The sequence below is a fragment of the Kiloniella sp. genome, assembly GCF_048259265.1.
Lineage (GTDB): Bacteria > Pseudomonadota > Alphaproteobacteria > Kiloniellales > Kiloniellaceae > Kiloniella.
Map to the genome: position 1 here is coordinate 188,162 of NZ_JBLXHT010000006.1, position 19,031 is coordinate 207,192.

The 19,031-nt window shown below is 46.2% G+C and carries 17 protein-coding genes; 8 read left to right on the forward strand and 9 right to left on the reverse strand.

Annotated elements, in window-relative coordinates; all coding sequences use genetic code 11:
• Window positions 1-179 precede the first annotated feature (179 nt).
• Window positions 180-1,556 (forward strand): tryptophanase, encoded by a 1,377-nt coding sequence (locus tag ACN0QW_RS11670; protein WP_417431674.1) that lies wholly within the window; start codon window positions 180-182, stop codon window positions 1,554-1,556.
• Between the two features lie 127 nt (window positions 1,557-1,683).
• Here ACN0QW_RS11670 and ACN0QW_RS11675 read toward each other — a convergent pair whose 3' ends face one another.
• The 5 genes from ACN0QW_RS11675 to ACN0QW_RS11695 form a co-directional block, all read right to left on the reverse strand.
• Window positions 1,684-3,069, reverse strand: coding sequence for a hypothetical protein (locus ACN0QW_RS11675; protein ID WP_417431676.1), 1,386 nt, complete (start codon window positions 3,067-3,069; stop codon window positions 1,684-1,686).
• Window positions 3,070-3,202: 133 nt separating this feature from the next.
• Complete coding sequence (locus ACN0QW_RS11680; protein ID WP_417431678.1) at window positions 3,203-5,191, reverse strand: nitric oxide reductase activation protein NorD; 1,989 nt, start codon at window positions 5,189-5,191, stop codon at window positions 3,203-3,205.
• A 70-nt stretch (window positions 5,192-5,261) separates the two neighbouring features.
• Window positions 5,262-6,044, reverse strand: a complete 783-nt coding sequence (locus ACN0QW_RS11685) for a CbbQ/NirQ/NorQ/GpvN family protein (RefSeq protein WP_299381531.1) — start codon at window positions 6,042-6,044, stop codon at window positions 5,262-5,264.
• Window positions 6,045-6,144: 100 nt separating this feature from the next.
• On the reverse strand, window positions 6,145-7,491 hold the full coding sequence (locus tag ACN0QW_RS11690) for a cbb3-type cytochrome c oxidase subunit I (RefSeq protein WP_417431680.1): 1,347 nt from the start codon (window positions 7,489-7,491) through the stop codon (window positions 6,145-6,147).
• Window positions 7,492-7,507: 16 nt separating this feature from the next.
• Window positions 7,508-7,963, reverse strand: a complete 456-nt coding sequence (locus tag ACN0QW_RS11695; protein ID WP_299381537.1) for a c-type cytochrome — start codon at window positions 7,961-7,963, stop codon at window positions 7,508-7,510.
• Window positions 7,964-8,207: 244 nt separating this feature from the next.
• Between ACN0QW_RS11695 and ACN0QW_RS11700 the strand changes: the two genes are divergently transcribed.
• The 3 genes from ACN0QW_RS11700 to ACN0QW_RS11710 all read left to right on the forward strand — a co-directional run bounded on the left by ACN0QW_RS11700 (window position 8,208) and on the right by ACN0QW_RS11710 (window position 11,448).
• Entirely contained in the window at window positions 8,208-9,053 is an 846-nt protein-coding gene (locus tag ACN0QW_RS11700; RefSeq protein WP_417431683.1) for a hypothetical protein, read from the forward strand.
• 330 nt (window positions 9,054-9,383) lie between these two features.
• On the forward strand, window positions 9,384-10,592 hold the full coding sequence (nirK, locus tag ACN0QW_RS11705) for a copper-containing nitrite reductase (protein WP_417431685.1): 1,209 nt from the start codon (window positions 9,384-9,386) through the stop codon (window positions 10,590-10,592).
• A 64-nt stretch (window positions 10,593-10,656) separates the two neighbouring features.
• Window positions 10,657-11,448 carry a formylglycine-generating enzyme family protein gene (locus tag ACN0QW_RS11710; protein WP_417431687.1) on the forward strand — a complete coding sequence of 264 codons (792 nt, stop codon included), beginning with the start codon at window positions 10,657-10,659 and terminating at the stop codon, window positions 11,446-11,448.
• Between the two features lie 42 nt (window positions 11,449-11,490).
• Here ACN0QW_RS11710 and ACN0QW_RS11715 read toward each other — a convergent pair whose 3' ends face one another.
• From ACN0QW_RS11715 to ACN0QW_RS11730, 4 genes are all read right to left on the reverse strand, one after another.
• Window positions 11,491-12,033, reverse strand: a complete 543-nt coding sequence (locus ACN0QW_RS11715; protein WP_417431689.1) for a hypothetical protein — start codon at window positions 12,031-12,033, stop codon at window positions 11,491-11,493.
• Between the two features lie 35 nt (window positions 12,034-12,068).
• Entirely contained in the window at window positions 12,069-12,800 is a 732-nt protein-coding gene (locus tag ACN0QW_RS11720) for a Crp/Fnr family transcriptional regulator (protein ID WP_417431691.1), read from the reverse strand.
• A gap of 62 nt (window positions 12,801-12,862) precedes the next feature.
• Window positions 12,863-13,618, reverse strand: a complete 756-nt coding sequence (locus tag ACN0QW_RS11725; protein WP_299381554.1) for a Crp/Fnr family transcriptional regulator — start codon at window positions 13,616-13,618, stop codon at window positions 12,863-12,865.
• Between the two features lie 112 nt (window positions 13,619-13,730).
• Complete coding sequence (locus tag ACN0QW_RS11730) at window positions 13,731-14,372, reverse strand: LysE family translocator (protein WP_299381557.1); 642 nt, start codon at window positions 14,370-14,372, stop codon at window positions 13,731-13,733.
• A gap of 543 nt (window positions 14,373-14,915) precedes the next feature.
• On the opposite strand from ACN0QW_RS11730, the gene ACN0QW_RS11735 reads away from it, so the two are divergent.
• The 4 genes from ACN0QW_RS11735 to ACN0QW_RS11750 all read left to right on the forward strand — a co-directional run bounded on the left by ACN0QW_RS11735 (window position 14,916) and on the right by ACN0QW_RS11750 (window position 18,960).
• A complete protein-coding gene (locus tag ACN0QW_RS11735) occupies window positions 14,916-15,731 on the forward strand; it encodes a helix-turn-helix domain-containing protein (protein ID WP_417431694.1) in 816 nt (271 codons plus the stop codon).
• A 289-nt stretch (window positions 15,732-16,020) separates the two neighbouring features.
• Entirely contained in the window at window positions 16,021-16,860 is an 840-nt protein-coding gene (locus tag ACN0QW_RS11740; protein WP_417431696.1) for a cyclase family protein, read from the forward strand.
• A 167-nt stretch (window positions 16,861-17,027) separates the two neighbouring features.
• Complete coding sequence (locus ACN0QW_RS11745) at window positions 17,028-17,654, forward strand: hypothetical protein (RefSeq protein WP_417431698.1); 627 nt, start codon at window positions 17,028-17,030, stop codon at window positions 17,652-17,654.
• A 217-nt stretch (window positions 17,655-17,871) separates the two neighbouring features.
• Window positions 17,872-18,960: a lipid A deacylase LpxR family protein gene (locus ACN0QW_RS11750; protein WP_417431700.1), complete on the forward strand. Its 1,089-nt coding sequence runs from the start codon at window positions 17,872-17,874 to the stop codon at window positions 18,958-18,960.
• Window positions 18,961-19,031: the final 71 nt, after the last annotated feature.

The following is a 19,031-nucleotide window of genomic DNA, read 5'->3' on the forward strand; positions in this document are numbered from 1 at the left end:
CAAGATTTTTCCGAACGAGCTAATTTTATAAGGTATGAATTTGGGCGCTGAGCGCGGCAGGCTGATGAGCAGCAGGCAACCGCGGCGCTTTGCCCCGATTGGATACGGTCTTTATCTTTTCTGTACGTTTTTGTGCGGAGTAAAGCATCTAAAAGGGGCGAAAGCGGAGAACCCTTTTGATGAAGACCATAATAGAACCCTTTCGTATTAAATCTGTTGAACCTATTCGCATGACCACGCCTGAAGAACGGCGTGATTTGTTGAAACAGGCTGAATACAATCTCTTCAAGCTGCATTCTGATGATGTGTTGATTGACCTGTTAACTGACAGCGGGACATCGGCTATGTCATCACAACAGTGGTCCGCCCTGATGGCAGGGGATGAATGTTATGCTGGTTCGCCGTCATTCTATCGCTTTGAAGCCGCTGTGCGGGACCTGATGGATTTCAAACACATCATTCCAACACATCAAGGACGTGCGGCCGAGGCAATCCTTTTCTCTATTCTGGGGGGCGAGGGGAAGTACATTCCATCGAACACGCATTTTGATACCACACGAGGAAATATTGAGAACAGTGGTGCCGAGGCGACAGACCTTGTGATTGCCGAAGGGAAAGATCCGGCGTTGATCCATCCCTTTAAGGGCAATATGGATCTGGATAAGCTGGAAGGCTATCTTGGGGAGCATGGCGATAAAGTGCCTTGTGTGATGCTGACCATCACCAATAATGCCGGGGGCGGGCAACCCGTATCCTTGGAAAATATTCGCAGTACGGCTGCGCTGGCGAAACGTTTTGGCAAACCTTTTATTATTGATGGTTGCCGCTTTGCGGAAAACGCTTGGTTCATTCAGCAGCGTGAAGAAGGACAGGGCAAACGGTCGATCAAGGAAATTGTACGTGATTGTTTTGCCCTTGCGGATGGCATGACGATGTCGGCAAAAAAAGATGCTTTTGCCAATATAGGGGGCTGGCTTGCGCTTAATGATGACGAGCTGGCCGAAAAATGTCGTGCGCGTTTGATCATGACAGAAGGCTTTCCCACCTATGGCGGTCTTGCGGGACGAGATCTGGATGCGATTGCGCAAGGGTTGACCGAGATTGTTGATGAGAACTATCTACGCTATCGCATTCGAACCAATGAATATATCGGTGAACGATTGGATGCATTGGGCGTTCCCGTGGTGAAGCCCGCAGGTGGACATGCGGTCTTTATTGATGCCCGGCGCTGGCTGTCACATATCGCACCGCTACAATACCCCGGCCAGGCCGTCGCCTGTGCACTGTATGAACAGGGGGGTATCAGAGGGTGCGAGATTGGCACGGTCATGTTTGGACGTGCCCCTGATGGAACGGAAAAGCCCGCAGCTATGGATCTGGTGCGTTTGGCTATTCCGCGACGGGTTTATACGCAATCCCACGCGGATTATATGATCGAGGTTTTTGAAGAGCTTTCGGCCATAAAAGATATTTTGCCGGGATATCGCATTACCAAAGAGCCCAAAATGCTGCGCCACTTTACTGCCAGCTTTGAGCCGTTGTCAGAGGTCGGGTAAAAGGTGAAAATATAGTGTGAGTAAGCTTGGCAGAGGTGATTATCGTTCTCTCTGCCAGTCTCCTTGACGCCGATACTTACAATATTATGTATGCTGCTGGGTTCTTAAATCAGGTAACTGATGACAGCTAGACGATATTCCATTTTTTCTTGAGGGTAATCTGGACCTGTTGCATGCGCAGGAAGAAAGTGCCTTCTTCAGCGCCTTCAGTTTGTAACCATTTGACGATTGGTTGAAGACTTTTGTAAGGCAGCATCATACTGGCACAGGTTTTTATTTCTGGCTCAAATCTTTTTTGGTTGAGGCGGCGGATCATTTCCCGGAAATTTTCCAACATCTCTTCTATTCTTTGGATGTCGCCAACTGTTTTCTGGGTTTCCGCAATAATTTGTTTCGCCATGTGAATAGGCTGGCGACCAAGTTCTGCGGCGATCAGCGGGCGCGCTTCGAGCATCGTGTCGCGGCTTCGGGCCGATCCGATACAGATGTCTTGTAACGCTTTGTGAGAAAGCATGCTTTGCTCGTCGCCAACCGCATGGGCAGACAGGGCGATAATATCAAATTCCAGATCTTCGGTTTCATTCACGATCTGATCGATTTGGAGGACGGTTTGGCTATGATCATTGCCATACTTGGTTGCGTTCTGGATTTCTTTGACCGAGTGCAAGAAACGCCCTTTGTTGAGGGTGTAAAGCTGTTTGATTAATACAAATCCAGCCGTTTGCGGTAGGAAGTATTCGTTGATTTCTGAATGGACTTTTAGTTTGTCGCGTACTTCTTGAACCAATAGTTCCTCGGGCGTGAAATCGTGAGCGGCAGAGTTGGTGCCTGAATTGGAGCTTTCAGATTTTTTTTCGGCCATGCTTTGCTCGGCTGCGATCCCCCAATCCAGAAGCTTCGTCACCTGTTCATCAATGTAAATCACATTATCTTCGAAAAAAGATTCATGATTTTTCCCAACCCCAATGACGTCTCGGGTCAAAGGCTCATAGATAGTGGTTTGAATTTTCTTGTTACGAAATCGCTGTGTGACGAGCTTGATTATAAGATCTCGGATGCCAGATGCGTACAAGTTGGCATAGATACACAAGGGGTGAACGGGAAACTCTCGACGCCCTTTTCTGTACCCGGGATGGGCTGAAATTTCACCGCGTATTATCGAAAGATTATCTGCAATCTTGGTACTGATGTGATTGACCAATAAATACTCTGCCCGCAGATATTCATAGTCGTCGTATTCCGTTGGCTCATCCTTTTGATAAAGCTCGGGAATTATTTTTTGTGATATGGATTGCGCAAGCTCTACACGGCCTGGATGCACAGTGGATTTAAGACTGTTTAAAAAGTCCAGAAGGTCTGCAATAGATCTACGGGCTGCTGCTGGATCAATGGTGTTCTTAACCGTTGTGCGCAGGTCATCGATAACCGCAGCCACAACCTCGCGAACTTCGGTTTTGTCTGAATTACTATTTAACCGCGCAAAGCGTTGTAATGATGGCAAAGAAGCAGCCATAAAATTTTCCATATTCAAGAAACCCGCGTAAAGGTAGCACCTGAATGATGAAATAAAGTTAATGGATTGTCTTTTCTAGCTTTATTTTGATTTTTTGTTTCGAATTTACCAAAAAATATCTGAAAATTTTATATTAATTCGTTGCATTTACCAGTTGGCGATAGATTTTTGGCAGAGCCTGTGAGAGCCGCGCGGCATTCCCGACGATGTGATAGGCTCCTCGACCAAAGATTGTCGGGAAATAGTCTTTTGCTTCCTGATCAATTGTGACGCCAAAGACTGTGATACCTTTACGACGACATTCCTGCACCGCCTTTCTGGCGTCTTCAATGCCGTAGCGACCTTCGTAATGATCGACATCGTTGGGCTTACCGTCGGTTAGAACCAACATGAGTTTCTGTTTGTTGGGACGACTTTCAAGTTCTTCGCCCATAACCCTGATGGCGGCGCCAATACGGGTATAATAACCCGGTTTCAACGCACCAATGCGTTGCATGACTTCATCATTCAGCGGTTCGTCAAAACCCTTAACCCGATCCAGACGGATATAGTGACGTTTGCGAGAGGTAAAGGTATGAATGGACAGATCATCACCTGCGGCATCCAATCCGTTCGCAAGAATAGCAAGGGATTCTTTTTCCACATCAATCACGCGACGATCATCGAGCCAGCTGTCTGTCGAAAGAGAAACATCCATCAAAATAGAAACAGCAATATCACGATCAATCTTTCGCGTATTGAGATAAATCCGATCAGAACAGATACCACTTGCTTTTAAGTCTCCACGTGCCCGAACCAGTGCTTCGATATCAAGATCATTGCCTTCGGGTTGTGCGCGTAAAAGTTTGCGATCATTTCTAAAGGCTTCAAACTGTCGGCGAACCAGACGGATACGTTTGCCTGCTTCCTTGCCCAGTTCCCAGCCTGTATCTTCGTCCGATGCTTCTCGCATGGTAATGGCGCAATAGTTTGGCAAAAAAGCATTCTTGCGATAGTGCCATTCGTGGACGGTGCGTTTTGCTTCTATCCGGCTTTCATCCAGCTCATTGGCGGGTAAATCCAAGTCCATCTTGATTTGAGTGGCAACTTTTTCTTCGTGATTGCTCAGGGTGATACGGTCGATGTCATCGGCTGTTTCCAGCGCGTCTTCTTCTTCGTCTTCTTTGATATTTCTGTCGAGGTTGATTACATCAGACACGGCCATGAGTTTGTCGTAAACGCTGACAAAAAAACCATCACCTTTTTGTGTCTGGTCCAGTTCTTGGCGTTCTGCGCGGCGCTTTTTATTATCCCGTGATTGTTTTTCTGCGCCACCACCGCTTTCGGTTTCGGAAGAACTATTGGCACTGGCTGTCGGGATGATTTCTCCCCATAAGGGGATAGGTAGGAAGGGACGATAATTTGGTTTGGCTTGCTCAAACCCGCTAAGGTCCAGATTGCTCAAGGATGGACATTGTATAATCGCAAGATACAGCTTGGATCGATCAGTAAAAGTCGTGGTCCGGTCTTCTAATCCTTGCCTTTCTGAATTTTGTTCCAGCAAGTAAAGAATCACATCTTCAAGGGCTTTTTCCTGATCGGGCAGGTAATCTCGTTTGGGGCGTAGCGCCAGCAGGTTATGGCATAGTGTTCCATAGACTTTTTGAAGGCCTGGCAATTCGTCCAAAATAAACTGTGTTATCTGATACGTTTGGCGAATAAAAAGGATATCAGCTAACAATGGATTGCTAGCATCAACGGGCTTTTCGTTTTGATGTTGGGAAAAAAAGGCAGCCAGCCAGAGATATAGGTCTCTGTTGAGAGAACGTTGAGGAAAAAGGGCAATTTGATCCGGCAGCATCATGGTCCGGCCATCAAGGGTCGGCCGGGATAGCTTTTCAATATCTATGCCCAGTTTTTGGCGAAAAGAAAGGCGGTGGCTGGACTTTTCACTGCCACTCGCCGCAATCTCAATGGCATTTTCGCCCCCCAAAGCACGAAAAAATACGCTGAGCAGAACCTTTACGTCATCAAGGACCACAGCCTGATCGGCAAAAGCAGGATAGCTTCCTGCGTTGGCAATAAGCTTGTGCCATTGTCGGCCAACAAACTCTTCTACCTCTATCAGTTCCATTATGCCCATGGTGTGACGTCCTGCTTTGCTCTGTATTTATCCGTACAAACTTGGAAAACTTGGGGGTGATGACATTCAATTATCCGAAGCTGACCCGCACCACTTCTTCCAAACCCTGTTTGACGTCGTATTCGTCTGTTAAAGGTTCAATCATGGCGTGGCGGATGGCTTCGTCATAGCTTAGCCCCGCCTGTATCAGAGTTGCGCAATAGACCAGAAGACGGGTTGATACGCCTTCTTCCAGATCTTGCCCCTTCATATCGCGTAGTTTGCGGGCAAGCCGGACAAGGCCCATGGTTCTATCCGGATCAAGGCCGCTTTCAGTTGACACAATGCGTGTTTCAGTCTGGGCATCTGGAAAGTCAAATTCAGCAGCGATAAAGCGTTGTCGTGTACTGGGCTTGAGGCTTTTCATCATGTTTTGGTACCCGGGGTTATAAGAAACCACGAGCATAAAATCATCTGGTGCTTCCAACATCTCGCCAGTCCGTTCCAAAGGTAGTAACCGTCGATCATCGGTAAGGGGGTGAAGGACGACGGCGACGTCTTTGCGTGCTTCTACCACTTCATCCAGATAACAGATGCCGCCTTCTCGGACTGCTTTGGTTAGGGGGCCATCGGTCCAAACTGTATCGCCGCCCTTGAGAAGGTAACGTCCGGTCAGATCAGAAGCTGAAAGATCATCGTGACAGGAAACAGTGTGAAGCGGCACACCGATTTGATGAGCCATATGGCTGACAAAACGCGTTTTACCACACCCTGTTGGTCCTTTGAGCAACAGGGGAAGCTTGTTTTTGAAAGCCTGTTCAAAAAGAAGGCACTCATTTGCCGTTGGTTCATAATAAGGTTGTGACTGTGCCATAACAAACACCTGTTTAAAAAATGAAGTAACGAATAACTTTTGTTTTTAAGGGGCTGATTGGGGCTCGAATATCCGAGCCCCAATGCCATGAACAACGCTGTTATTCAGCAGATTGTTGTGCTGTCGCATTTGCCTGTTGCTCTTCTTTTCTTGGAACAAGAAGGGCATAGACAATGATAAACGCACCAATGACAACGACCAGACCTGAACCAAGACGCAGTTGATAGAAGAACATCATCTGATCCTGTACATCCATATAGGACTCACCCAGAAAACGCTGGACGTGAGACTGGATAACCCCGGCAAAAGTCAGGGTAAAAGTCATGAAGGCAACCCCGGAAGAACAGATCCAGAAGCCCCACATGTTAAGTGTCTGGTTGTAAGGTTCTCTGCCCAGAAGTTTTGGCAAGGCATAGGTGATAATCGCCAAGTTGACCATGACATAGGCACCATAGAAAGCGAGGTGACCATGGGCCGCTGTGACCTGAGTGCCGTGGGTGTAGTAGTTCACGTTGGCAAGGGTATGGAGAAAGCCCCAGACGCCGGCACCAAAGAAAGCAAACACAGAACAACCAAGTGCCCAGAGAATAGCGGCGTGGTTCGGATGTTTCCGACCACCTTTCCAGACCATGTAAAAGGTAAAGAGAACCATGGCAAAGAATGGAGCGACTTCCAATGTTGAGAAGACAGATCCGATCCACTGCCAGTAACCCGGTGTCCCGATCCAGTAATAGTGGTGACCTGTTCCTAGCAATCCGGTGAAAAGTGCGAGGCTGACGATCAGGTAAAGCCATTTTTCAACAATCTCACGGTCAACACCTGTCATCTTGATCATCAAAAAGGCGAGGATAGATGCCATGATCAACTCCCAGACACCTTCAACCCACAGATGGACAACAAACCACCAGAATACCTTGTCGAGGACGAGGTTGACGGGATTGTAGAAGGCAAAAAGGAAGAGAAGGGCAACCATCCACAAGCCGATCACGAGGATCATGGAGACAGCTGTCTTTCTGCCTTTAAGCACAGTCATGCTGAGATTAAAGAGGAAGATCAACATCACGCCGACAATCGCGATTTTGATCCATAGGGGTTGTTCAAGGAACTCACGTCCGCCGTGAACGCCGAAAATGTAGCCTATGATTGCTGCGGCACCGCCCCCCAGAAATAGCCAGAACTGCAACTTTGCAAGGAAAGGGCTATAAATCTCTGTTTCTGCTTCTTCGGGGACCAGATAATAGGCTGCTCCCATAAAGCCCATCAGCAGCCAGACAATCAGACTGTTGGTATGGATCATACGAATGATATTAAAGGGGAGTGTTTCAGCCAAAAGATTTGGCCACACATAAACAGCCCCTGCCAAGGCCCCAAAGGTCACTTGGGAAAGGAATAAAACGAGTGCACCGACAAAATAGTAGAGTGCGACTTTTTGAGTTTGATATTTCATAAGATAGTCCCCCGGCTCACCCTTCTTCGTTTGGTGGCCAATTTTGGGTATTGATCCCGTTGGTCCACTTGAAGAATTCGACAAGGGCGTCCAATTCCTCTTCATTGAGGTCAAAGTTCGGCATTTGGCGGCGGCCTTCGACACCTGTTGGCTGTGACTTCATCCATTCCTTGATGTAGTCGGCAGCACTTTCAGCATCTTCTTCGCCCCCACGGCGTGCCCAAACGTTCCCGAGTTCCGGTGCGAAATAAGCACCTTCGCCAAGAAGGCTGTGACAGTTAATACAGGAATGCCGTTCCCATACTTCTTTACCAAGGGCAACTTGCTCGTTGATGTCTTCCGCATTTGATGTTTCAGGATCAGTTGCGTAATTCACCGAGTGGATGACGAGACCTATAAAGATCACGGCAAAGAAAATTGTCCCTCCGTAGAAGATGTTCCGGGCGGCGCTGATTGATAAGCGCTCATTCATAATGGATCTCCCAACTTGCTAGACAGATGCAAAAGATCGCGACTGACTGCCATCAATCTTTCCACCAAATCTATAGATACATTCACGCTGCATCTTTTGATTTGACGTTGGTCAAGTGAGTGGAAGGTACGTACGGATTTTCAGGAGGGAATTTATTCGAGTAAAAACCATACCTGTTCAATAAATCACTTATTAACTCTCATCCTATATTAATCAGGTATTTAAGGTATTAGGTGACGATGCCATGAAGTGGCTCATTATTTTATTTTTTTGTAGCTATACCAGCTATGTGCAGGCACAGACGGTCTTTACGACACGTGCACCGGAAAGTGATGGTGACAAAAGACAAGAATACGTCAGAAAAGTGCTTGAACTTTCTTTGCAAAAGACAGAGGCAGAATATGGTCCCTATGTTCTGGAGTTAGCACCGCCCAGCTCAACAATGAAACGTTCCTTTGCTGACCTCAGGCGCGGATCGTATGAAAATTTTTTCATCAGAGATTCCGTTTCAAAGACAAGTCTGTCCGAATTTGAATTTGTTCCTTTTCCTGTCGACCTTGGAATTGTTGGATATAGGGCGGCTTTTGTCGCGAAGAAAAACCTTTTGCAATCTGTAACGACATTGGATGATTTAAAGAAACACACGGTTGTTCAAGGGCTAGGCTGGTTGGATACAAAGATACTCAGGGCAAATGGCTTTAATGTTGAAACTGTGGGGTCGTATGATGGCATGTTCAAGATTGTTGCCAGCGGCCGTTCTGATCTATTTCTACGCGGGGTAAATGAGCTTTTGGCCGAATGGACAACTTATAAGCATATTCCGGGCCTTACCTATGACGAGCACGTTTTATTATATTATCCGCTACCCCGTTTCTTCTTGACCTCAAAGCAAAATAAAGAGGCAGCTAAAAGGGTGTATAGGGGGCTTGTCATGGCCTATGATGATGGATCTTTGCAAAAGCTGTGGCGGCAATTTTATGGACCCAGTATTGATTTTGTAAATTTAAAGTCCCGTCGCTTTTTTGAAATCGAAAACCCTTTTTTACAAGGGATCGACGAAAGTTACAAAAAATACCTGTATCGACCGTAATATTTATTTGCTAACAAGCTTTCCAGAGTATGTTTTCCTGTCTAAATGGCGAATTTTCTTTAGCGCTAAGTATAATTTGATGACTGCGTCAAAATGTACCAAATTTAAATTAATTATTATAAAACAGATACTTATTCTCGTGAATTTATTCGGGAAATAAGCCCGGCTATTCTTCTTGCTCAAAGTCAAATCACTGATAGGAAATTTGGATTAATTCTTGGTCGTGGGTTGATATTAGGACGGCTCGCGAAAGAGGCCTATCCCTTCCTGTAAACCTAAGGGGTCACAAGAGTTCTGGCAGAGATCGGAACCTTATCTAGGAGCAAGATCATGGAAAACAATAACGATAAAACAATGGATCGTCGCAGCTTTTTGCGGGGCACAACACTGGCTTCAACGGGTGCTGCTTTGGGTGCGATTACACTTGCAGGTCAGGCCAGTGCCTCTGGTCTGACGGTGAAACCACAGACAGATCTGGAATACGATCAGGTTGCGAGCGCAGAAGTTAAGGTATCAGCATCCCTAAGCGAAGCAGAAATTGCAAAACTACCCCGCGTGAAACAGAAAATGGTCGCGCCGCCCTTTGCACCAGAACATGATCAGGTGGCCAAAGGTGGACCCAAAGTGGTTGAGGTTACTCTGACTGTCGAAGAAATGCCTTGGAAACTTGATGACGAGGCTGAGACGATTGCGCTGACGTTCAACGGCAGTGTTCCTGGTCCTTTGATCGTTGTTCACGAAGGGGATTATGTCGAAGTCACCATGGAAAACCCCGAAACCAGCGCGATGGAACACAATGTTGATTTCCACGCTGCAACAGGTGCTTTGGGCGGTGGTGGATTGACCCACGTGTTGCCGGGTGAGACAGCTATCCTGCGCTGGAAAGCTACAAAACCGGGGGCCTTTGTATATCACTGCGCACCAGGTGGATCTATGATCCCTTACCATGTAATCAAAGGAATGAATGGCGCGGTTGTTGTTCTACCCCGTGATGGCCTGACAGATGGGCACGGTAATCCAATCACCTATGATAAAATGTATTACATCGGCGAACAGGACTTCTACGTACCAAAAGATGAAAACGGCAACTATATGAAGTTCTCTGAAGCTGGTGAAGATTTCTCTGAAGTTATGGAAGTTGCCCGTGGCTTGATCCCGACACATGAGGTTTTTAACGGTAAAGTCGGTGCGTTGACAGGTGAAGGGGCGATGACGGCCAAGGTTGGTGAAAAGGTTCTCTTTATCCATTCCCAAGCAAATAGAGACTGTCGCCCGCACTTAATCGGTGGGCACTGGAATTTCTCATGGGAAGCTGGGTCTTTTAGTGACGTTCCCGGACGCGGACATGAAACTGCGATCATCCGTGGCGGTTCCGCAGGGGCTTTTCATTATGAGTTCGAACAACCGGGTGTTTATGCCTATGTCAATCACAATCTGATTGAAGCAACTGAACTTGGTGCCGTCGCCCACATGGTGGTTGAGGGCGAGTGGAACGATGATTTGATGAAGCAAATCAAGAAGGGTGACGAGAGTGCCTAAGCAGAGTTTGGCATAAGCCAAGAGTGACTTGGCGCTGATTTACCCAGATATTTGGGGTGATGTGATGATAAACAGTAAACATATCTTAGTAACCTTGTTACTTGGTCTCGTTGTTGGCGGTGGTGCACTTGTTTTGAAAGAGCACCATGCGGAAAAGAGCAGACTGGATGCTGTTTTAGCTGAAAATCCGGCATATCACCCCAAGTTGGTTAAGGTTGAATTAGAGCCAAATGCCACATCCGGTTACACAGAACCAAAAACGATATTTGTTACCTATTCAGAAGTCACGATCGCACATTGGCAAGCATGTTACGATGACGGTGGGTGCAGTTACCAGCCAAAGATACGCGAGAATGAAACCCCTCAGCATCCTGTAACTCAGGTGAGTTATTTCGATGCAGAAGAATTCATTCGCTGGATTTCACTGAAAACAGGACAGGCTTTTCGATTGCCGCTGGAATCTGAATGGAATTATTTTTCCCGTGATGTGATAAGCCCCCCGAAAAAACTTTTTGATGATCCCAGACTGGCTTGGGCTGCAGACTACGTCACCTTTAGCAGCCGTCCAAAATCCAGCAAGACCAAAATGGTTGGTGGGTATGGTGAAAATCAATACGGGTTGGTAGATCTAAAGGGCAATGTATGGGAGTGGACGCAAACTTGTTGGAGCACTGATTACAGCGATCTGACAACATCAAAGGAACGCAGCGAGGCCTGTGGCGGTGTACGCATTATGCAGGGGGAACACAGATCCTATCAGTCTGAATTGATTAGGGACCCTAAGATTGGTGGATGTTCTGTTGGATCACCGCCTAACAACGTTGGCTTTCGTCTTGTGTTGGAACAAAAGGTGTAAGGGGTGATCCGTGAGGATCGACAGCTGATTTATGATCCCTGATTATTTCTGCTCAAGTATCAAAGCCAGAAAATCCCCTTGATCATCTTTGTGCTTTGTTTCTGAAACGCTGGTCCATCCACGTTGTGATAGTACGTCTTTGAATTTTGTTGAGAACCTCTTGATCTCTACACCGAAATAATTGGTATCAAGGGATGTATCCATAAAACGTAAAACTTCAAGAAGGTCATTGGGATAGTCAAAAGACCTGACATCAATGGTTATGATGTCGTCGTCAAAGCGAAAGGTTGCCTTGGCGGGCTGTGTGGATCTTTCTTTTTCTGATAAGGGGGCATCGCGATGGATGTGGAATAGCCATCCATCTTTTGTTTCTTTGCGATCAATAATACATCCCAGCTTGGTTAGTTTTAGTCGTAAGGGGATCGGGTCAAAATTCGATTGTAATATTACCCGTGCTTCTTGCTCAGACTCAAAGAGAATGCCAGTGACAACATCAACAGGTATTCGGCCTGTTGCGATTAAATCTTCGACCCTGAGGTAGTGAGAATTTTCGTCATCTTTATCGGAAGTAATCTCGTTATCCATAGCAGATCAGTCCTGGTTGGTGACGCATCACGTGCTTATGCAGACATCAAGAGCTTGTTTTCGTCAAACACATAGCCAAATCCCGCGCAATACTGACGAAGTTTATCGGGATCAGTAATGATAACTTCTTGCCCCTCGCACACGATGCCAGCATCTTCCAGGCGACGAAGTACCCGCGAAAAACTCGCGGGATCTATACCTACATTGCTTGCCATGGTTTGTTTACAGCGGGGTAAGTTCCCTGATCCTTTCCATTTGTTGCTTTCGTATAGCGACAGCAACTTTGACGCGACACGTTGGCAGGGGGAAAGGCTTTTGAGTATTTTAATCTCGCTGATAAGGAATTGTTGCCGTTTAATTAGGGCGCTTAACAGATGCAAGGATGCTTCTGGATCGCTTGATATTTTTTTCTCGAACAGGGATTTAGAGACTTTAACAATCGCCGATTTTGACATTGCTGTTCCATTGATTGGAAACTCCCCAAGACCAAGCATGGCTGCTTCGGCAAAGCTTTCACCAGGTTCGACAATACGGACAAGACTTTGTGCGCCGTCAGCGGTCAGGATTGTCAGATGAACTTCGCCGGACAAGAGAATATAAAACCCGTCAGCCTCATCACCAGCCATAAACAGGTCGGTTTGGTTTTGGTAAAAGGTGCCGGATGTATTTTCAAACAATCCCTGTAGAAGATTAGACGGGAGCTGAGAAAAAATAGCAACATTGTTCAGGATCTGAAGCTCGCTATCCCCGATGGCAAAATGTTTCATGTTAAGAGCCTCTACCTTTTGCAGGACTATTTCTTGAAGTGTTCTTTTTAGGCGCCAAAGTTTTAAACAAAAGAATAGCCGCAGTAATCTGCAAGCATTTCAATATCTGTTATCACAACCTGATTCCCAGGTTGTGTATTTACACCGATTTTCTTCAATTTTGCAAAGGTTCGTGACAAGGTTTCTGGTGACATACCGAGCTTATCAGCAATAACACGTTTGTCGTAAGGTAGGGTGACGATATCATCGCCGTCCTCTTTTCCTGATAGTCCTAACAAAAACATGCTCAGCCTTTCGGCTGTTGAGCGCATCTTCAGATCCGCAATCTGGGTCATCAAAGAATGCATGTTAAGAGAAATGCTGCCCATCATCCGAAAGAGAAGCACAGGATCTTCGAGTAAAATTCGCCTAAGAACATCACCGGGAATAACGCGTGTTTCAACTTCGTCCAGTGCGATGCAGGTGAAGTTATTCAAAGCTGATCGTGTGATCGACTCTTCGCCAAAGGCGCTGCCCGGGCCGAGAACATCAATAGTTGATTTTTTATCGCCACAGGTGGAGTTCAGGACAAGCCGTACATAACCATCTTCAAGGACATAAAAATTTTCGGCCTTTTCGCCGAATTTTACAATTGTTGCCCCCGCAGGAAAAGTTTCTATACGGCTAAGGGGTAAGAGAACTTTTTTTTTTCTGCGGCCAATTCTAGAAAAGGAGAATGAAAAGGGTTCTCCTTGGATGTATACGTTTGTTGCGGCATGCCGATTGATCTCCTTCTCCGGATATATTTTGGCACCGGACATAGTTTGGGCACAGGGCATAATTGAGCACTGATTTTGAACGAGAGTACTCTATTTTTTTTGGCTCGAACTTGATTTGGATCAAGCCCAAAGAATCAGGGTAGCAAGAGTATAGTCAAAGTAATAGGGGGCGCTATTGCTGAATGGTGGCAAGTTTTATGGCCAGAGCAATAAAAACAACGCCAGCCGTCTTATTCATTATGGTCTGTGCTTTTGATGATCGTTGTAAATATTCGCCAACGGCACCAGCCAGAAAGGCTATGCCCCCGAAAACCAGAATAGTGGAAAGAATAAAGAAGCCCCCAAGCTGGATCATTTGTAACGACATGTTACCACGGGTTGGGTCGGCAAATTGTGGCAAGAAGGACAGGAAGAAAATAGATACCTTGGGGTTGGTTACATTCATGATGATTCCCCGCTGATAAAGTTTGAAATATCCGACTTTTTGTGCGCGATTTTGCTTGTGCTGATCGACAGTAATATTTTCTGTTTTTGCGCGGAAAGCCCCCCATGCCAGATAAAGCAGATAAAGGGCACCGATAATCTTCAGAACGTTAAATGCTGTTGGCGAGGCTTTGAATATTGCCGCCACGCCCAAAGAAACGGCTGTGGTATGGACGAGAACCCCTGTACAAAGACCCAAAACCACCAGAATTCCTGCCAACTTGCCATTCAAAGCAGATTGGGTCAGCACAAAAATATTATCGGGCCCGGGTGTTAAGGCTAGTAAAATGCAAAGCGGAAAGAAAAGCGCGATGACGTCAAGGGGTAGCACGGGCAAGTTCCAATTTCTGGGTTGCGATAGGTCTGGAATTTCTGATGAATTCTGGTTTTTGGAAGATCACGTTGTCGTAACAGACATAGTGGGGAAGGGCCCTTTGGCATTCTTCAACAATGTGAAGATCTGGTTCGGCAACAGAACTTCTCACCTCAAATGCCTCTGGTTTAAATAGACCTGATCTTGATAATCAGATGCTATAAACTGTGTCTGGTACTAACAGAACATTTACCACCTAAAGTTAAAGGGGTGAATGCTCCTGTGTTCCTATTACTTACGGAACAACGTGATCTCCTTGTACGTATTTTTAAAGGCTTTTGGTTCTTTCACAATAAAATGCTAATAAATGTTCACTATACGAACATGGTTTTGCTTCAGAGCTTTTTCATGATGTTAAATTTGGGATGACTTAGTTTGGGACATTAAGCCCCGGACATTAACCTGAGGTCAGCAAGTCCAGAATATCAAGCTCAGAACTGCAAGCCAGAGAAGCTGATCGAGGTCTTAAATCGGAGTATGGGATGAGGATGGTTTTTTCTTATGGATGGTGAGGTCTATAAACCTGTGAGGGCGCTTTCACGGGGATTAACACTTTTACAGGTTTTGAACAGAGAGGGGCCTTTACCTGTTCAGGAGCTTGCCCGATTGAGTGGGTTAAACCGAACAACAGTCTATCGTTTACTGGAAACCTTGGAACAGGACGGTTTTGTACAGTCTGGCGCGCTCTCTTCTTCGCTTTGGCACTTAACGATGGAAGTTAAATCTCTCAGCGAGGGATATGATCATCGCGACTGGGTAACACAACTGGGCGCACCTGTGTTGGGACGTTTGCTGAAAAAGGTTGTATGGCCAACTGACTTGGCTGCGTTTGATGGTAAGGGCATGTTGATACGCGAAACAACGCATAAATTCAGCCCGCTTTCAAATCACAGATCTATGGTTGGTGTCAGGTGGCCTGTTCTTTCTTCATCTCTGGGCCGAGCTTTTTTCTGTTTTTCTAATGAGAAAACGCGAGCATCAATCCTGCGGGTTCTTCGGGCATCTGATGATCCTGGGGATCGTATGGCGCGAGATCAGACCCATGTTGATAATCTGGTACGGATCACCAGAGAACGCGGGTATTCGCAAAGTATCGATGAAACGGCGCAGGGAATTTCGTCAATCGCCAGACCTGTATTTTACCGTGGGCAAGTCGTGGCTTCAATTAATATGGTGTTCTTTTCCTCTGCCCTGTCCCCCAAGGTTGCGGCAGATAAACACTTGTCTGATATTAACGACGCCGTCGCCGAGTTAGAGGGAAGCCTGTTGAATAGTAGCGACATCTTTAAGCAACAATTAGAAGATAAGGCCTATTAACGTTAAGATCATAAATTGTAAGGATATGAAAAGGAGCTGATTGCTTCTCACCTTCTTGTACCATTATGGCTTGTGACAGTCCCGGACTGAATAATGCCTGATCTTTATGCTTTTTTTTGTTCGTGTTAAGCTACGTTACGAAGAGATATAATTTCGAAGTCACTTTTGTATTGGCCTCCTTATCTCGCCAGTACATTCCCTAAGTTCATTCTGAACACCCGTTTGGAAAATAATTTCTGAAGCTTATTTTACTAAGAATTAAGTCTGAAAAATCTGGGAGGAAATGTTTATGTGTGATGCGTGTGTAATCGAAGCCGTCAAAGAAAAGATGTTATCCCGTCGTGATTTGTTCCGAAAAGCAGCGGCCACAGCGGCGGCCACTGGGGCGATTGGTGTTGTTGGTGGGGCTGTTTCAGTTGGTTCATCGACGCCTGTGATGGCTGCAGGTGCCAGTAAAGTCGAAGACATGACCCATGAACTTCACGAAGATTTCCCGACTTATTTCGGGGAACAGGGCTTTTTCAAAGAACAGAAATTTAACTATGCCGAGCACAAGTTCAACCTGTTTGAATTAAAAGTGAATGAACACACTGGTACTCATTTGGATGCACCGCTGCATTTTTCAGAAAATGGTCAATCCGTTGCCGAAATTCCGGTGGAAAATCTGGTGGTTCCCCTCTGCGTTGTTGATATCAGAGAAAAAGCAGTGGCAAATGCCGATGCACAGGTTACGCCTGATGATATCAAGGCATGGGTTTCTAAAAATGGTCCTATTCCTGACCGGGCTTGTGTTGCCATGAATTCTGGTTGGGATAAATTTGCTGACAGTGATAAGTTCCGAAATGTTGGCAGTGATGAAAAGATGCATTTTCCGGGCTTTCATGTTGAAGCCGCGCAGATGCTAATGGAAACCAATGCTGTTGGGTTGGCTACGGATAGTCTGTCGCTGGATTACGGTCAGTCCGGTGATTTTGCGACCCACTATGCTTGGTTGCCAACCAATCGTTGGGGCGTTGAATGTCTTGCCAATCTGGACAAAGTTCCGGAAAGTGGCGCGACATTGGTTGTCGGGGCTCCAAAACATCGTGGCGGTACAGGTGGCCCATCTCGCATTTTTGCGATGGTCTAGGGGTTTTTACCCTACAAGCCTATTCAGTATTAATTGTCGGGGCGTTGTTCTTTCCAAGCAAAGGAAGAAACAACGCCCCAACTATATATCCCGTACTATATGTAAAAAAATATGCTATATCCGCGCCACGCCTATTCAGGGTGGTGAGACCAAACCTTGGGAAATGTATGCAGACTATTATCTTGCCCGAAATTTTTGGGCGAACGTCCTTTATTACGGCATTAGAGACGCAATTTCTCGATCGGGAATTTGCGGTGCAGACGCTTGATCCCTTAGGCGGGAAGCAACCTGTTTTTGATAACGAGCAACAAGCCTATGATCATTTCATGAACGAATGTGGGTATGATGGCTATCTGGACTTGTTGCTAAGAACGATTAAAGAGACAGAAGGACCAATGTTTCTTATAGGATTCAGTGTCGGTGCATCGACAGCATGGCGTATCTTGGGAAATGTTGCCTATGCCGACAGGGTAAAACGCTTTGTTGGCTTTTATCCCGGCCAGATACGGCATTATCTTTCTGTTTATCCCATATGTCCTGCGACATTGGTTTTTCCAAAGACTGAAACCCACTTTTCCGTTCAGGATGTTATGAAATCGGTGGCTGAAAAAGACAATGTAACGTGTTATCAAAGCGATGCTGGGCACGGGTTTTTGAACCCCAATTCTGTGAATTTTGTGCCTGCATTATCAACGAAATTTTTAGCAGCTTTTAAAGGTTCCAATCCTGAAAACATAGGCGACGGTCTGGACTATTATCTTTCAACGTCTTTTCAGAAAACTGTGTGCCGTTGAAAAATCGTAATAGCTTCTCGAAACGATTTACCATCACACAATTTATGGAAAATTTATAAAACTCCCTATTCTTACGAAGGGAGATTTTATCTTGTACCGGTTATCTGTTAGACAATGGGGCTGACATTTTTCCGCCATGATCTCTTCGTAGGGATAGGGTGTTAGGTGTGGTGGATAAAATTTTTATCAAATTATTTTATAGTGGGGGTATCCCGGTTTGAAAGTTAGATCGCTCTTTTTTGGACTCTCTTCTGGCTTGGTATCGGCGGCGCTGGTTTACAGTAATTCGCCAGCTCTTGCGCAGGATGCTGATCTATTAACAGATCCAGATGTTACCTTTCAAGAACAGTTAACGGGTCGCGTCGCGTCTAAAAAAGAAGACCAGTATATTTCGCTGGTCATCGAAAATGATTCCCTTGGCACAGCAGGAACCGATAAAAATTATACCAGTGGCGTCCGCTTAGGGTATTTGGATGTAAATGCTGATTTACCAGAAATAGCCTATACTCTGGATCGTGTTATCCCGACCTTTGGCATTAATGAAACATCCAGTGTGTTTTATTCTTTGGGGCAGAATATCTATACCCCACAAAATATTCGCGAGCGTGAACAGGACCCCAATGATCGCCCGTGGGCCGCGCATCTGTACGGATCAATTGGTTTGGTAACCGTCACGGATAACCATTTGGATGAAATAGAAGCATCTCTTGGGATCGTTGGCCCAGCGGCATTGGGCGAACAGGCCCAAAAATTTGTTCACACACATGTCACCCCTAGCAGCCCGACACCCCATGGCTGGTCAAATCAGCTTAATCACGAACCGACCTTTTCTTTGGGGTGGCAACGACGCTTCCCTGATTATATGTCGGTTGACGCCGGTGGGTTAAGCCTGTCGGCATCCCCTTACTATGGCGCGACACTGGGCAATGTGCATACCTTTGCCGATGTAGGGATTAACTTTCGACTGACCCCGGAAAAGGACGTCTGGCAAGACGGACCGCTGCGTGTCAAACCGGGTCTTCCCGGCACGGGGTATTTTGATACCCCTGATGATGGCTGGAGCTGGTATCTCTTCGCTGGGATAGAAGGGCGTGCCGTGGCACGCAATATCTTTCTGGACGGTAATACCTTTAGCGATTCACATTCCGTGGACAAACATCACTTTGTCGCCGATGCCAATGCTGGCTTAGCGATGACCTATGACCGTTACCGCGTCAGTTATACCATGGTGTACCGCACCAAAGAGTTCGAAGGACAAGACGACCCCGCTGTCTTTGGTGCCGTAAGCTTAGGTGTGCGGTTTTAAGACTGGTCGTGCCTGTGCAGATGTGATTATTCTATTGGCAAACGTTACTTAATTTTTGCTATTTCAGGAGC

What these genes read in the sequence shown, in the direction of transcription:
- ACN0QW_RS11735 (WP_417431694.1), top strand. Translation starts at nt 14,916, where the DNA reads ATGGATGGTGAGGTCTATAAACCTGTGAGGGCGCTTTCACGGGGATTA.
- ACN0QW_RS11680 (WP_417431678.1), bottom strand. Translation starts at nt 5,191, where the DNA reads ATGGGCATAATGGAACTGATAGAGGTAGAAGAGTTTGTTGGCCGACAA.
- ACN0QW_RS11725 (WP_299381554.1), bottom strand. Translation starts at nt 13,618, where the DNA reads ATGCCCTGTGCCCAAACTATGTCCGGTGCCAAAATATATCCGGAGAAG.
- ACN0QW_RS11675 (WP_417431676.1), bottom strand. Translation starts at nt 3,069, where the DNA reads ATGGCTGCTTCTTTGCCATCATTACAACGCTTTGCGCGGTTAAATAGT.
- nirK (WP_417431685.1), top strand. Translation starts at nt 9,384, where the DNA reads ATGGAAAACAATAACGATAAAACAATGGATCGTCGCAGCTTTTTGCGG.
- ACN0QW_RS11690 (WP_417431680.1), bottom strand. Translation starts at nt 7,491, where the DNA reads ATGAAATATCAAACTCAAAAAGTCGCACTCTACTATTTTGTCGGTGCA.
- ACN0QW_RS11685 (WP_299381531.1), bottom strand. Translation starts at nt 6,044, where the DNA reads ATGGCACAGTCACAACCTTATTATGAACCAACGGCAAATGAGTGCCTT.
- ACN0QW_RS11715 (WP_417431689.1), bottom strand. Translation starts at nt 12,033, where the DNA reads ATGGATAACGAGATTACTTCCGATAAAGATGACGAAAATTCTCACTAC.
- ACN0QW_RS11695 (WP_299381537.1), bottom strand. Translation starts at nt 7,963, where the DNA reads ATGAATGAGCGCTTATCAATCAGCGCCGCCCGGAACATCTTCTACGGA.
- ACN0QW_RS11710 (WP_417431687.1), top strand. Translation starts at nt 10,657, where the DNA reads ATGATAAACAGTAAACATATCTTAGTAACCTTGTTACTTGGTCTCGTT.
- ACN0QW_RS11740 (WP_417431696.1), top strand. Translation starts at nt 16,021, where the DNA reads ATGTGTGATGCGTGTGTAATCGAAGCCGTCAAAGAAAAGATGTTATCC.
- ACN0QW_RS11670 (WP_417431674.1), top strand. Translation starts at nt 180, where the DNA reads ATGAAGACCATAATAGAACCCTTTCGTATTAAATCTGTTGAACCTATT.
- ACN0QW_RS11700 (WP_417431683.1), top strand. Translation starts at nt 8,208, where the DNA reads ATGAAGTGGCTCATTATTTTATTTTTTTGTAGCTATACCAGCTATGTG.
- ACN0QW_RS11720 (WP_417431691.1), bottom strand. Translation starts at nt 12,800, where the DNA reads ATGAAACATTTTGCCATCGGGGATAGCGAGCTTCAGATCCTGAACAAT.
- ACN0QW_RS11745 (WP_417431698.1), top strand. Translation starts at nt 17,028, where the DNA reads ATGCAGACTATTATCTTGCCCGAAATTTTTGGGCGAACGTCCTTTATT.